The sequence below is a fragment of the Cyanobium sp. NIES-981 genome, assembly GCF_900088535.1.
Taxonomy (GTDB): Bacteria; Cyanobacteriota; Cyanobacteriia; order PCC-6307; family Cyanobiaceae; genus NIES-981.
The window spans coordinates 598,847-611,878 of the sequence record NZ_LT578417.1; the positions used below are offsets into that span (position 1 = coordinate 598,847).

The window sequence follows — 13,032 nt, forward strand, 5'->3', positions numbered from 1 at the left end:
CCAGATCTGGTGCCCGGCCAGGGCAGGATCAGACGGCCAGGGCAGCCTCCGGCCGCTGCTCCATCACCCGGGCCGCCAGCTCGTAGTGGTGGGCCACCTGCAGCAGCCTCGCCTCCTCGAGCACATTGGTGATGAACTGCACCCCGATCGGCAGACCGCGCTGATCGAAGCCGCAGGGCACACTGATGGCCGGCACGCCGGCCATGTTGGCCGGAATGGTGAGCAGGTCGGCCAGGTACATCGCCAGGGGGTCGTCGGTGTGGGCCCCGAAGGCGAAGGCGGTGGTGGGTGAGGTGGGGGTCAGCAGCACATCGACCCGCTCGAAGGCGCGGTCGAAATCGCGGCGGATCAGGGTGCGCACCTGCTGGGCCTTCTTGTAGTAGGCGTCCACGTAGCCGGCGGAGAGGGCGTAGGTGCCGATCAGGATGCGGCGCTGCACCTCATCGCCGAACCCCTCGGCGCGGCTGCGGGCCGTCATCTCAGCCAGGCTCTCCACACCCTCGGCGCGATGGCCGTACTTCACGCCGTCGTAGCGGGCCAGGTTGGCGGACGCTTCCGAGGGCGCGATCACGTAGTAGGTGGCGATGCCGTCGTTGAAGCGGGGGCAGCTCACCTCCACCAGCTCGCAGCCGAGGGCCTCGAGCTGGCTGGCGGCGGCCAGCACGGAGGCCTTCACCTCCGGATCCAGACCCTCGGCCTCCAGGCACTCACGCACCACGCCCACCCGCAGCCCGGCCACAGGCTGCTGAAGGGCAGCGCGGTAGTCCGGCACCGGCAGCCGCAGGCAGGTGGAATCGCGCGGATCCGGACCGGCGATCACCTGCAGCAGTTCGGCGGCATCCGCCACGCTGCGGCTGAACGGCCCCACCTGATCGAGGGAGCTGGCGAAGGCCACCAGGCCGTAGCGGCTCACCCGGCCGTAGGTGGGCTTGAGGCCCACCACCCCGCAGAAGGCCGCGGGCTGGCGGATGGAGCCACCGGTGTCGGAGCCAAGGGAGGCCACGCACTCGCCGGCGGCCACGGCGGCGGCACTGCCGCCGGAGCTGCCCCCCGGCACCCGCTCCGGGTCCCAGGGGTTGTGGCTGGGTCCGAAGGCCGAGGTCTCGGTGGAGCTGCCCATGGCGAACTCGTCGAGATTGGTCTTGCCGAGGAGCACCGCACCGGCCTGCCACAGCCGCTCGGTGACCGTGGACTCGTAGGGCGGCACGAAGCTTTCCAGCATGCGGCTGGAGCAGGTGGTGGCAATGCCCGCGGTGCAGAGGTTGTCCTTGATCGCCAGGGGGATGCCCGCCAGCGGCGGCAGGGGCTCCCCGGCCAGGCGGGCCGCATCGATCCGGTCGGCGTCCGCCCGGGCCCGCTCGGCGGTGACGGTGAGGAACGCCTTGACGGTGCCGTCCACCGCCTCGATCCGCGCCAGGTGGTGATCGGTGAGCTCGCGGGCCGACACCTCGCCCCGCTCTAGGTGCTCACGCCATTCGGCGATGCCCATCCAACCGTTCACCAGCAGGACTGGACGCTATCAGCCCAGCTCGGTGAGGGGCTCGCCGCGGCGGGTGCGCAGCAGCTCCACCTCAAGGGAGGCCGGTGCTTCGGCGCGGAGATCCTCGACGAAGGCCGGGAGCTGGGCCTCAAGGGTGCGGCGTCGCACGAAGGGGCCGAACCAGTAGGTGACATCGGGCGACTGTGTGCGCACCCGGGCCCACCAGGCCAGACCCAGACCGTTGGCGCAGCTGCGCACAGGCCAGAGCAAGGGGTTCATGGATGCGGGGTCAGGCAAGGGCCATTGTGCCGGGTGGCTGGTCGCTGCCATGGCGCCGCTGGGTCACAACTGGATGTCACGGGCGAAGGCCGGGTCGGGGAAGGAAGCAGGCGTCAACGGATCGAGGCTCACGGCTGGCGCTGCGGCAGGCTCGAGGGGCTGATCCGCCCCAGCCTCCGGGCCAGGCGGCTCCGGCATGGCGTCGGTGGGGCCGGGGTCGGGGTCGGGGTCGGGCCCGGGGCCGGGGTCGGGCCCGGGGTCGGGGTTGGGCGGCGGAGTGGCGGCGGAGTCTGCCAGCGGTTCAGAACCAGGCACCTGCGAAGCTTCGGGGTAGGGGCCCGGGGCATCGGGCTCGGGGCCGGGGACTTCGGCAGCGGCGGCCACAGGCATGCGGGGCCGCTGCAGCCGGGGGGCGGGTTGCCCCCCCTTCAACCCCTTCATCCAGCCCCTGCGGGCCACCTCGTAGAGCAGCAGGGCGGTGGCCACGGAGGCGTTGAGGCTGGGTGTGGCCCCCCGCAGGGGAATGCTCACCAGCTGATCGCAGTGCTTGCGGGTCAACATGGCCAGGCCGTCCGCCTCGGATCCGGTGACGATCACCAGAGGTCCCTCCAGGTCGGCCTCCTCCAGGCTCAGGTTCCCCTCCGAGGCCAGACCGATCACGCGGTAGCCCTCCTGCTTGAGGCTGTCGAGAGCCCGGTTGAGATTCACCACCCGGGCCACGGGCAGATGCTCCAGAGCCCCGGCGGCCACTTTCGCCACCGAGCCCGTGAGCCCGGCACTGCGGCGCTGGGGCAGAACCAGACCGTGGGCCCCGAGGGCCTCGGCGCTGCGGGCGATCGCTCCGAGGTTGTGGGGATCGGTGATGCCGTCGAGCGCCATCAGGAGGGGGGGCTCACCGATGGCGCGGCAGCCCTCGATCAGGCCGGGCAGATCGAGGGTCTCGGCCGCCGCCGTCTGAAGCACGATGCCCTGGTGCACCGCCCCGCCGGTGAGCTGCCCCAGCCGGGCCCAGGTGACTTCCTCCACAAGCACCCCGGAACTCTTGGCCTCCCGCAGCAGTTGCAGGAAGCGGGGGCTGAAGCGCATCTCGGCCGTGCACCAGATCCGGTGGATGGGGCGTCCGCTCTCCAGGGCCGCCTGGGCGGAATGGCGACCCCAGATGAGATCGGCTGGCTGGTCCATGCCGTGCTGGTCCGCCTCCGGCACCACGGGGCGGCGATCAGCGTCCTCCAGACCCACCCGGGTGGGCGTGGGCGCGCCGCCGTAGCGGCGAGCAGGGGCATCGAGGCGGCGGGCTGGTCGCCTGGCCGAGGCGTCGCGACGCACGGGCGCCCCTCCCCAGTCCCTGCGCGGGCTCCGCGCCCGGACATCGTCACGGCGGCCGTAGGCACGGTCGCCGGCGTCACGGCTGCGGCCCTCCCGGTCTGGCCGGGCTGCACGGGCGGGCGATCGGTCAGCGGATCGGTCAGGGGATCGGCGGGCGAAGGATCCCCGTTCCGCCTGGCCACGGGAGAAGGGGGGCCTGGAGCGCTCCCCACCCTCAGCGCCGCCATCGACACGACGCACGTCGCGACCCCGCTCCCGCTTCCCCTGCCAGGCACCCTCTCGGGCAGGGCGTGCGGCCCCACGGCCCCCAGTCCCCGTCCGTTTGTCCGGACGGCGTTCAAATCGCGGGCTCATGGTCGCCAGGTCTTATGGATTGTTGTCGTTCAAGTGATCTAGCAGCTCGACCAACCGCGCCGGATCATGGAGGAACAACCAGCCCAGCAGGGCCTCGAAACCGGTGGCCCGCGCATAGACCGACGGATCTCCCCCCCGGGGGCCGCGTCCGGCCCTGTTGCGGGCCCGCCGCACCAGCTCGCGCTCAGCGCTGCGCAAGCTCGGCTCCAGCCTTTCCAGCAGCAGGGCCTGGGCATCGGCCCGCACCGCTGCCACCACGTGCCGGTGGAGATCCTGGGCTCGGGCGGGAGCCCGGCAGCGGTCCAGGCGCTGATGGAGCTCCCATACGGCATCACCCAGCCAGGCTAGCTGCAGCACCCCCAGCTCGGCGCTGGGCCGCTGGGGATGCAGCCCCTGCAGCCAGGCGGATCCGCCTCGGCCGGACTCAGGCGGCGAGGCTGTCAAGGGCGGTGGCCAGGTCGGGCTGGAGATGCAGAAACTCCTCCAGGCGCACGAGTTTCACCGTCTGCACAACCCGGGCATTGCCCACCACCAGAAAGGTCTGCCGGTCGGTGTTGCACTGCTTGGCGAGCTGCACCAGGGCGCCGAGCCCGGACGAGTCGATGAAATCGATGTGGGTGAGGTCCACCACCAGGGGTTGACCGGGGCTGCGGTGCTCGGCGATGAAGGTTCCGAACTGCTTGTCGGAGTAGGCGTCGAGCTGGCCGGTGAACCGGAAGAGCTGGCAGCGGGCCTGCTGCTCGAAGCCGCCGCGCAGGGACACCGTCAGACGCTGCAGGTCGTTGATGGCTCTGCCCCCTTGGCTGTTCTGCGGGGAGTGTAGGGAGAGGGACGCCGTTTGCAGAAAGCAGAGCCCAGGGGGCCGCCACGGGGTGGGCCGAGCGCCCCTCAGCCGCGGCGCTCGGCCATCAGGGCCGCGAAGCGAGCGAAGTGGTGATCGGCGTCGTGGGGACCGGGGCTCGCTTCCGGGTGGTACTGGATACCGAACACGGGCTGGTCGCGCAGGGCCAGGGCCGCCACGGTGCGGTCGTTGAGGTTGAGGTGGGTGATCTCCACCCGGTCCGCGGGCAGGGAGTCGGCCTCGATGGCGAAACCGTGGTTCTGGCTGGTGATCTCCACGTGCCCGGGGCTGCCGCAGGGATGGTTCAGGCCGCGGTGGCCGTAGCCGAGCTTGAAGCTGCGTCCCCCCAGGGCCAGGGCGAGGATCTGGTGGCCCATGCAGATGCCGAACACCGGCAGGTCGGGTTGCTGCAGCAGGCCGCGGGCCAGCTCCACCCCCGTGGTGACAGCGGCCGGATCACCGGGGCCATTCGAGAGGAACACACCTTCGGGATGGTGGCTCAGCACCTCCTCGAGACTGGCGGTGGCCGGCAGCACCGTGACCACGCAGCCGTGGGCCACCAAGCGATCGAGGATGGCCCGCTTGATGCCGAAATCGATGGCCACCACGCGATAGGGAGGTTCAGGAGTGGCCTGGATCCTGGTGTCGAACGCGGCCGCGCAGGTGCCGTCCCAGGTGTAGGGCTCCGGGGTGGTGACCCTGGAGGCCAGGTCGAGCCCCTGCATCGACGGGGCTGCGACCACCTGCCTGAGCAGCTCCTGGGCGGCGGTGCCATCACTGCTGATCGCCCCGTTGATGGCGCCGCCCTCCCGCAGGTGCCGCACCAGGGCACGGGTGTCCACGCCACGGATTCCCACCACGCCATGGCCCTCCAGCCACGTGCTCAGGTCGGCCTCGGCGCGCCAGCTGCTGGCCACGGGCGCGAGCTGGCGGGCGATCACCCCGCGGACGTGGGGATGGTCCGCCTCCTGGTCGGCGGCGTTGACACCGGTGTTGCCGAGTTCGGGGTAGGTGAAGGTCACCAGCTGCCCGGAGTAGCTGGGGTCGGTCATCACCTCCTGATACCCGGTCATGCCGGTGTTGAAGACCACCTCACCAATGGCCGTGCCGATGGCGCCGAAGGCCTCACCGCGCAGCAGGGTGCCGTCGGCGAGAACCAGGAGAGCGGCTGGGGAGGACGCAGTCACGATGGCGGGGTTGCGGGGTTGCGGGGTTGCGGGGGGAAGTGGAGCGGGGCGGGCCGTGGAACGATCATCCCCTGAAACGGGCCAGCAACCGGTGTGCACGGGCACCGCGCCGGATCACCGGGCCGGATCAGAGCGGCGCCAGCGCCTCCCGCAGGGCCAGCAGGCTGGACCAGGCCGCCCCGTCGGCCATCGCCCGCCGGGCCGGTTCGCAGCCGGCGGCAGGGCTGTCGACCAGGCCGGCCGCCCACAGCACCAGGGCGGTGTTGAGCGCCACCACATCCTGCTGGGCCCGGGTGCCCCGGCCCTGCAGCACCGCCTCGAGAATGGCCCGGTTGGTGGCCAGATCCCCACCGGCCAGGGCGCTCAGGGGCGCGGGCTCCATGCCGAGGCTGGCGGGGTCGAGGCTGGCGGGCCGCACCTCACCGTTCTCCACCAGCCGCAGGGCATTCACGCCGGCCAGGGAAGCCTCGTCGAGGCCGCCGGCCCCGTGCACCACCACGGCCCGGCGCAGGCCCAGGCGGGCCAGGGCTCCGGCCATGGGATCCAGCAGCTCAGGCCGCGCCACACCGAGCACCTGGGCGGCCGGGCGGAGGGGATTGACCAACGGCCCGAGCAGGTTGAACACGGTGCGGACCCCGAGACTGCGCCGCAGCGGAGCCAGGCCCACCAGCGCCGGATGCCACCCCGGCGCGAACAGGAAGGTGACCCCCGACTTCGGCAGCGCCGCCAGCACCTGCTCCTGGGGAGCCTGGAGATGGATCCCCAGGGCCTCGAGCACATCGGCGGACCCGACACGGCCACTGGCGCTGCGGTTGCCGTGCTTCGCCACGGCCACGCCACAGGCGGCGGCCACGAAGGCCACCGCCGTGGAGATGTTGAAGCTGTCTGCACCGTCCCCACCCGTGCCGCAGGTGTCCACCAGATCGATCGCAGGCAGGGGCGCCTGAAGGGCGCAGGCCTGGCGCAGCACCGCGGCCATGGCGGCCAGCTCCTCCGCCCCCACCCCCTTGGCCCGCAGGGCCGCCAGCAGGGCTCCCGTGAGCACCGGCGGGATCTCCTCCGCCAGCCAGCCGCGCATCAGCGCCTCCGCCTCCTCTGCCGGGAGGTCACGGCCCTGCAGCAGGGTCTCCAGCAGGGCAGGCCAGGACGGAGCAGGGGCCATCGGCGTGGAGGAAACCATCGACGCAGGCGATCAGCAGCGGCAGCATTCTGCTGTGGTGCGGCCGGCAGGCTCGCCGGCGGCCCGGGCCCGGACCCATGACGCCAGAAAAAAGCCCGGGTGCGGAGCACACCGGGCCGGGTGATGGGGACGGATCCACTATCACCCAGGACACGCTGTGACGGCGCGCAGGCGGCAACGGCTGTGGGCAGGCCATGACGGTTCGCGGCAGGGGGGCTGCCGAAGCCGGCGTCACCCCTCCTGGGAGGCGGTATCGAAACCCGATCCCACCGCTTCCGCGGCGGCGGGAGCCGGCCGGTAGCCCTCCGCCCAGATGGCTCGGGTGCGGGCGTGCAGCGCCTCGCGGCTGAGGTTCCAGAAGCGCAGTGCCTTGGTCAGATCGTCCTGGATGTCGTGGGCACCGGGAAATCCTTCGTAACGCATCAGCAGGCGGGCGGCATCCACCAGATCGGCGTCGCTGGGGGGGTCCGCAGCCAGCAGCCGGTCCACCACCGCTCGGTCCTGGGCCTGGAGGGGATGGCTCTGGAGGGGCGGCCCCTCGGAGCCGGGCTGGGAAGGGGCAGACGGGGGCATGGAGGGAGCGGCGGGTGGCACGGGGCACGGGATGGAAGCGGTCCGGCCCGCCGTGATCCCTAGGTTGGGCCCACGTTCGTGATGGCCGCGTGGCCGCCTTCCGGCTCGATCTGATCCGACGCTATCTGCGACCCCACCGGCGCACGGTGCTGATGGGGGTGGCCGCCCTCGTGGTGGTGAACCTGCTGAGCGTCAGCATTCCCCTGCTGGTGCGCCGGGTGATCGACGACCTGCAGGACGGCTTCACCCTGCGGGACGTGCTGCTGCAGGCGGCCCTGATCATGGGGTTGGCGACCGCCATGGGCGCCGTGCGGCTGTATTCGAGGCTGCTGGTGTTCGGCGTGGGCCGCCAGGTGGAGGCCGACCTCAAGCAGAACATCTTCGACCACCTGCTGCTGCAGGAACCCGGCTGGGTGCAGACCGCCGGCAGCGGTGAAGTGATCAGCCGCGCCACCAGCGACGTGGAGAACGTGCGGCGGCTGCTGGGTTTCGCCGTGCTCAGCCTCACCAACACCGCCCTCGCCTACAGCCTCACCCTGCCGGCGATGCTGTCCATCGATCCCTGGCTCAGCCTGGCGGCCGTGGGGCTCTACCCGCTGATGCTGATCACGGTGCGGCTGTTCGGCGGGCGGATGATGCGGCAGCAGCGGCGCCAGCAGGAGGCCCTGGCCGGCCTGAGCGATCTGATCCAGGAGGATCTCTCCGGGATCAGCGCCATCAAGATCTACGGCCAGGAAGCCACCGAACAGGAGGCCTTCTCCGGCCGCAACCGCCGCTACCGGGATGCGGCGCTGGGCCTGGCGCGCACCCGCAGCACCCTCTTCCCCCTGCTGGAGGGCATCTCCTCGATCAGCCTGCTGCTGCTGCTGGCCCTCGGCAGCGGCCAGCTGGAGACCGGCCGGCTGAGCATCGGCGATCTGGTGGCCCTGATCCTGTTCGTGGAGCGGCTGGTGTTCCCCACCGCCCTGCTGGGTTTCACGCTCAACACCTTCCAGACCGGGCAGGTGAGCCTGGAGAGGATCGAGGAGCTGCTGCGCCGCCAGCCCCTGATCACCTCGCCGGCCCAGCCCGAGCCCCTGGGGCGGCGCGGCCGGGGAGCCCTCGAGGCCAGGGGGCTGACGGTGCGCTACCCCGAGGCTCCCCGGCCCGCCCTGGTGGATGTGAGCTTCCGCCTGGAGCCCGGGGAGCTCGTGGCCGTGGTGGGGCCGGTGGGATGCGGCAAGACCACCCTGGCCCGCGCCATCGGGCGCATGGTGGAGGTGGCGCCGCGGGAGCTCTGGCTGGATGGCGTCGACATCACCCGGCTGAGCCTGGACGACCTGCGCCGCCAGGTGGCGCTCGTTCCCCAGGAGGGTTACCTGTTCACGGCCACCCTGGCCGACAACCTCCGCTACGGCGAGCCTGCCGCCCCGATGGAGACCGTGGAGAGGGCGGCCCGGGAAGCGCGGCTGGAGGGCGACATCAAGGGCTTCCCCGACGGGTACCGCACGCTGGTGGGGGAGCGTGGCATCACCCTCAGCGGCGGCCAGCGCCAACGCACGGCCCTGGGACGGGCACTGCTGGTGGAGGCTCCCCTGCTGGTGCTCGACGACGCTCTGGCCAGTGTGGACAACACCACGGCAGCGGAGATCCTGCGCACCATCCGCAGCCAGGGCCTGCACCGGGAGGATGGCGAACCCGGCCGCACGATCCTGATGATCAGCCACCAGCTCTCGGCGGCCGCCGCCTGCGACCGGATCCTGGTGCTGGAGGACGGCCGGCTCGTGCAGGAGGGTGACCACGAGAGCCTGCTGGCGGTGCCGGGCACCTACCGCCGGCTGTGGGCCAGGGAGCAGGCCTCCGAGCAACTGCGCGCAGCCGGCTGATCCCGCCCCGGTTCCCTGCCGGCATGTCTCAACAGTTGTTGAGCAACCCGGCCAGTGGCGCCGGGGCTGGCTTGAGTGGGGCAGGCAGCTGTGCCTGCTCCCACCCGCCGCCGGCCTCTCCCCCGCAGCCTTCCATGACGTCCGCCACCACCGTGGAGCCCAGGGTCACGACCCAGGCCTACAACCTGCGCTGCACCCTCACCTTCGGGGACATCTACGGGCAGATCCTGATCTGGATGCTGGTGATCTTCGCCAGCCTCGCCGCGGGCCTGGCCCTGATGGGGGCGAGCAAGCCGATCGTGGCCCTGGTGGGTGTGGGCCTGATTCTGGTGCTGTCGCTGCCCTTCCTGCTCTTCGCCTTCACCACCACGCTGCTCAACCACATCGCTCTTGAACCGAACAGCGGCACGCCACCGCTCTGAGGGCCGGGTCGGGGAACCCGGCCGCGGGGGAGCGGGGCGCGCTGCCTAGGGTGAAGGCTGATGCGTGCCCATGGTGTTCGGACTGTTCCAGAAGCCGGAGACAGCGTCGGGAGAGCGTCTCCACGCTGTGCTGGGAACCCCCATCGATGCCCCCGTCACAAGTGCTCAGGGGGAGGTTCTGTTCGGCTGTGGCTGCTTCTGGGGGGCCGAGAAGGGCTTCTGGCGCCTGCCGGGGGTGGTGAGCACGGCGGTGGGGTATGCCGGCGGTGCCCTGGACGATCCCAGCTACCAGCAGGTGTGCTCGGGCCGCACGGGCCATGCCGAGGTCGTGCGGGTGGTGTGGGAGCGCCAGACAGTCGGTTTCGCCGATCTGCTCAAGCTCTTCTGGGAATGCCATGACCCCACCCAGGGGGACCGTCAGGGCAACGACAGGGGGTCCCAGTACCGCTCCGCCATCTACGTGACCCGTGACGAGGACCTGGTGCTGGCCGAGGCCAGCCGGGAGGCCTACCAGGGGCTGCTGAGCGCGGCCGGTCACGGCGCGATCACCACCGAGATCCGCTGCGGCGTGCGCTTCTGGTCGGCCGAGACGTACCACCAGCAATATCTGGCCAAGCCGGGCAGCCGTCCCTACTGCTCAGCCCAGCCCACCGGCGTTGCCCTGGGCGACTTCCCCGGCAGCGACTACACACTGCCGGCTTCTGTCTGGCAGCAGTACGACTGGTCCATCCCCCATTGCGTGCTGCGGGGAGACAACGCGCCGATCACCGTCTGACCAGCACCAGCTCCCGGTCCGGACCTGCCTCGATGATGAGGCTGCCCAGCTCCATGGCCGCGGCCGGCTGGGCGGCCGCCAGCAGCGAGCCCAGGCTGGATGCGGCCGTCCGCTTCGGCAGGTGCGGATCCAGGGGCAGCCCGAGAAACCCATGCAGCTGCTCCACCGTGGTGGTGGCCCGGAACGCCAGCCGCAGATCGGGGGGCAGCGAGGGGGCTGCGGCGCCTTCGGCGAAGGCGGCGGGATCGGGATCGAACAGGCGATCGATCAGGGGCTGGAGGCTGGTGCGCATGGCGACGAACACGTGATCACCGGGCAGCAGCACCGTGCCGCCCCGGGGCATCACCACCTGCCTGCCCCGCAGGATCAGGGTCACCAGCACCCCGTCGGGCAGGGCCAGCTGACGCAGGGCCTTGCCGGCCCCAACGGCCGTGGGCTTCACGGTGTAATCCACGATCTCGCCATCCACGCGCCGCAGCGCATTGATCTCCACCGTGAGGGCGGGGCTCGGGTCGGCCGGCCGGCCGATCCGCAGCCAGCGCGCCACCAGCGGCAGGGACCAGCCCTGGGTGATCGCCGAGAGCAGCACCACGAAGAACACCGCGTTGAAGATCAGCTGGCTCTGGGGAATGCCCGCCATCAGCGGGAAGGTGGCCAGGGTGATCGGCACCGCCCCCTTGAGCCCCACCCAGGACAGAAAGACCAGCTCCCGGAGCCGGTAGTGGAAGGGCAGGGCGGCCGTGAACACGGCGAGAGGGCGCGCCACCAGGAGGAGCACCAGGGCGATCAGCACCCCGGCCCAGGCCACCGTGAGCAGGCGGCTGGGAAAGCTGAGCAGGCCGAGCATCACGAAGAGCACGATCTGCCCCAGCCAGGCGATCGCATCGTGAAAGGCCAGGATGCCGGGGCGGAACACCCGCGAGCTGCTGCCGATCACCATCCCGGCCAGATACACCGCCAGAAAGCCGCTGCCGCCGAGCACCGAGGCCAGCCCGAAGGCCACCAGGCCGAAGCCGAGGGCCAGCAGCGGATAGAGGCCGGGGTAGTCGAGGTTGATCCGGTTCACGGCGCGTGCCGCGAGCACCCCCACAAGGAGTCCGCCCGCCATCCCCACCCCGAACTGGGCCAGGAAGAGCAACAGGAGAGCCTGGGCCGAGTCCGCCTGCCCGCTGATCACGCCGATCAGGCCGATGGTGAGGAAGATCGCCATCGGATCGTTGGAGCCGCTCTCCACCTCCAGCGTGGCGGTGAGCCTCTCGGGCAGCTTCAGTCCACTGGTGCGCAGCATGGAGAACACCGCTGCCGCATCGGTGGAGCCGACGATGCTGCCCAGCAGCAGCCCCTGCAGCGGGGGCATCCCCAGCACCCAGGCCGCCGCCAGCCCGGTGATCAGGGAGGTGAGCAGCACACCCAGGGTGGAGAGGGCCAGGGCCGGGCGCCACACCCGCCGCGCCGAGGCCGGCGAGGTGCGCAGCCCGCCGTCGAACAGGATCAGGGCGAGGGCGACGCTGCCCATGTTGTTCGCCAGGGGGTAATCCTCGAAGGGAATGCCGCCCAGTCCTTCGGAGCCGGCCAGCATGCCGAGCCCGAGGAACAGCACCAGCACGGGCACCCCCAGCCGGGCCGAGAACTTGCTGGAGGCGATGCCCAGCAGCAGCAGCACCCCGCCCAGCAGCATGGAGGCCTGAATCGACACCTGCTCTCGGGCGGTGGAATGTCCAGAGAATGCCGCAGAGGCTCCCCGGCGGAGCGGACGGCAGCGAGGCCGGTGCCGGATCCGGAGATCCGAATCGCGGTAGACCAGCTGCCCCCAGGCCACCCCACCGCTCCTTACCCTGCGGAGCGGTGGTTCTCACACCCCCTCACCCGATGGCTCCGCTGTTGCTGGTTCTGGCGATGATCGCCCAGTCCTCACCCTGGTGGGAGAACTACGACAGCACCGAAAGCTTCCTGTGCCCGAATCGCGGCCGGGTGGTGCTGGAGCGCAACGCATCCCAGGCGTCGCTGATCAGCGGCGGGTACCGCAGCACCTACTTCCGCGAACCCTCCCAGCTTCCGGGGATCCACTACCGCAACCAGAGCCGCAGCCTGATCCTCAGGGGCGACATCCTCACCCTCGAACAACTGCCCAGCCGCATTGAGTGCACCCGTACCGAGCAGGTGTGACCGAAACTGATTGCCGACGACCTCGGCCGCGTCCATGACTCCCCTGCCCGACCGCGTCGTGATCGTGGCCCTGCTCGCCACCGTGGGGGTCTGCTTTGCCCTGGTGCTCTGGACCGTGAAACTCCAGCCCAGACAGGAGCTGCCGATGCAGTGGCGCGACGCTCCCGCCGCCCGGCTCGACGGCCGTCCGTTCCCGTCGCCAGTGGCCAGCAGCCTGCCGACCGTCCCGTGACCGACCCCCCCCAGGCGCCGCAGGAGTCGTCGGAACGCCAGCTCCACCCCCTGCCCATGGGCCTGGTGGAGCTCTACGGGCTGCTGGCGGTGCTGTTCGTGCTGGTGCCCGAGTGGATGGCCGGTGGCCTCATGGTTGGCCTCCAGGGGCGCCAGCGGGGGGAGCTGCTGGCGCCGGCGGCCGCCGCCTGGCGCCGCCTGCCTGAGCTGCGACTGGCCAGCATGTCCCTGGCCGAGCTGCGCCTGCTGGCCCGCAGCCTGCGGGTGGGCGGCTATGCCTCCCTGCGGCGGGAGCGGCTGGAGAGTCGCCTGCTGCGCCGGCTCAGACGGCGCAAAGCGTTGTGATAATTTCG

Annotated in this window: 15 protein-coding genes; 6 read left to right on the forward strand and 9 right to left on the reverse strand. The window is 71.3% G+C overall.

What is annotated here, in order from left to right:
* Positions 1-28 precede the first annotated feature (28 nt).
* The 8 genes from gatA to CBM981_RS03150 all read right to left on the reverse strand — a co-directional run bounded on the left by gatA (position 29) and on the right by CBM981_RS03150 (position 7,220).
* On the reverse strand, positions 29-1,489 hold the full coding sequence (gene gatA / locus CBM981_RS03115; protein ID WP_087067217.1) for an Asp-tRNA(Asn)/Glu-tRNA(Gln) amidotransferase subunit GatA: 1,461 nt from the start codon (positions 1,487-1,489) through the stop codon (positions 29-31).
* A gap of 30 nt (positions 1,490-1,519) precedes the next feature.
* Positions 1,520-1,759 carry a DUF1816 domain-containing protein gene (locus CBM981_RS03120; protein WP_087067218.1) on the reverse strand — a complete coding sequence of 80 codons (240 nt, stop codon included), beginning with the start codon at positions 1,757-1,759 and terminating at the stop codon, positions 1,520-1,522.
* A 63-nt stretch (positions 1,760-1,822) separates the two neighbouring features.
* On the reverse strand, positions 1,823-3,085 hold the full coding sequence (rlmB, locus tag CBM981_RS03125; protein WP_087067219.1) for a 23S rRNA (guanosine(2251)-2'-O)-methyltransferase RlmB: 1,263 nt from the start codon (positions 3,083-3,085) through the stop codon (positions 1,823-1,825).
* Between the two features lie 366 nt (positions 3,086-3,451).
* Positions 3,452-3,838, reverse strand: a complete 387-nt coding sequence (locus CBM981_RS03130) for a ribonuclease III domain-containing protein (protein ID WP_225867619.1) — start codon at positions 3,836-3,838, stop codon at positions 3,452-3,454.
* A 25-nt stretch (positions 3,839-3,863) separates the two neighbouring features.
* A complete protein-coding gene (locus CBM981_RS03135) occupies positions 3,864-4,208 on the reverse strand; it encodes an STAS domain-containing protein (RefSeq protein WP_087067220.1) in 345 nt (114 codons plus the stop codon).
* A gap of 119 nt (positions 4,209-4,327) precedes the next feature.
* Complete coding sequence (gene carA, locus CBM981_RS03140; protein ID WP_087069157.1) at positions 4,328-5,470, reverse strand: glutamine-hydrolyzing carbamoyl-phosphate synthase small subunit; 1,143 nt, start codon at positions 5,468-5,470, stop codon at positions 4,328-4,330.
* A 124-nt stretch (positions 5,471-5,594) separates the two neighbouring features.
* A complete protein-coding gene (gene trpD / locus CBM981_RS03145; RefSeq protein WP_225867504.1) occupies positions 5,595-6,629 on the reverse strand; it encodes an anthranilate phosphoribosyltransferase in 1,035 nt (344 codons plus the stop codon).
* Positions 6,630-6,878: 249 nt separating this feature from the next.
* Positions 6,879-7,220 carry a DUF3288 family protein gene (locus tag CBM981_RS03150; RefSeq protein WP_087067222.1) on the reverse strand — a complete coding sequence of 114 codons (342 nt, stop codon included), beginning with the start codon at positions 7,218-7,220 and terminating at the stop codon, positions 6,879-6,881.
* 89 nt (positions 7,221-7,309) lie between these two features.
* On the opposite strand from CBM981_RS03150, the gene CBM981_RS03155 reads away from it, so the two are divergent.
* The 3 genes from CBM981_RS03155 to msrA all read left to right on the forward strand — a co-directional run bounded on the left by CBM981_RS03155 (position 7,310) and on the right by msrA (position 10,282).
* Positions 7,310-9,085: an ABC transporter ATP-binding protein gene (locus CBM981_RS03155; protein ID WP_087067223.1), complete on the forward strand. Its 1,776-nt coding sequence runs from the start codon at positions 7,310-7,312 to the stop codon at positions 9,083-9,085.
* Between the two features lie 134 nt (positions 9,086-9,219).
* Positions 9,220-9,507, forward strand: coding sequence for a hypothetical protein (locus CBM981_RS03160; RefSeq protein ID WP_087067224.1), 288 nt, complete (start codon positions 9,220-9,222; stop codon positions 9,505-9,507).
* A 70-nt stretch (positions 9,508-9,577) separates the two neighbouring features.
* On the forward strand, positions 9,578-10,282 hold the full coding sequence (gene msrA, locus CBM981_RS03165; RefSeq protein WP_087067225.1) for a peptide-methionine (S)-S-oxide reductase MsrA: 705 nt from the start codon (positions 9,578-9,580) through the stop codon (positions 10,280-10,282).
* Here the strand turns inward: msrA and CBM981_RS03170 are convergent.
* Entirely contained in the window at positions 10,272-11,978 is a 1,707-nt protein-coding gene (locus tag CBM981_RS03170; protein ID WP_197686666.1) for a potassium/proton antiporter, read from the reverse strand. The genes msrA and CBM981_RS03170 overlap by 11 nt on opposite strands.
* A 173-nt stretch (positions 11,979-12,151) precedes the next feature.
* Between CBM981_RS03170 and CBM981_RS03175 the strand changes: the two genes are divergently transcribed.
* The 3 genes from CBM981_RS03175 to CBM981_RS03185 are packed head-to-tail and all read left to right on the forward strand — an operon-like array spanning position 12,152 to position 13,024.
* On the forward strand, positions 12,152-12,448 hold the full coding sequence (locus CBM981_RS03175) for a hypothetical protein (protein WP_087067227.1): 297 nt from the start codon (positions 12,152-12,154) through the stop codon (positions 12,446-12,448).
* A gap of 34 nt (positions 12,449-12,482) precedes the next feature.
* Entirely contained in the window at positions 12,483-12,680 is a 198-nt protein-coding gene (locus tag CBM981_RS03180; protein WP_087069158.1) for a hypothetical protein, read from the forward strand.
* Positions 12,677-13,024: a hypothetical protein gene (locus tag CBM981_RS03185; RefSeq protein ID WP_087067228.1), complete on the forward strand. Its 348-nt coding sequence runs from the start codon at positions 12,677-12,679 to the stop codon at positions 13,022-13,024. Before CBM981_RS03180 ends, CBM981_RS03185 begins: the two co-directional genes overlap by 4 nt.
* The last annotated feature ends 8 nt before the right edge of the window (positions 13,025-13,032 follow it).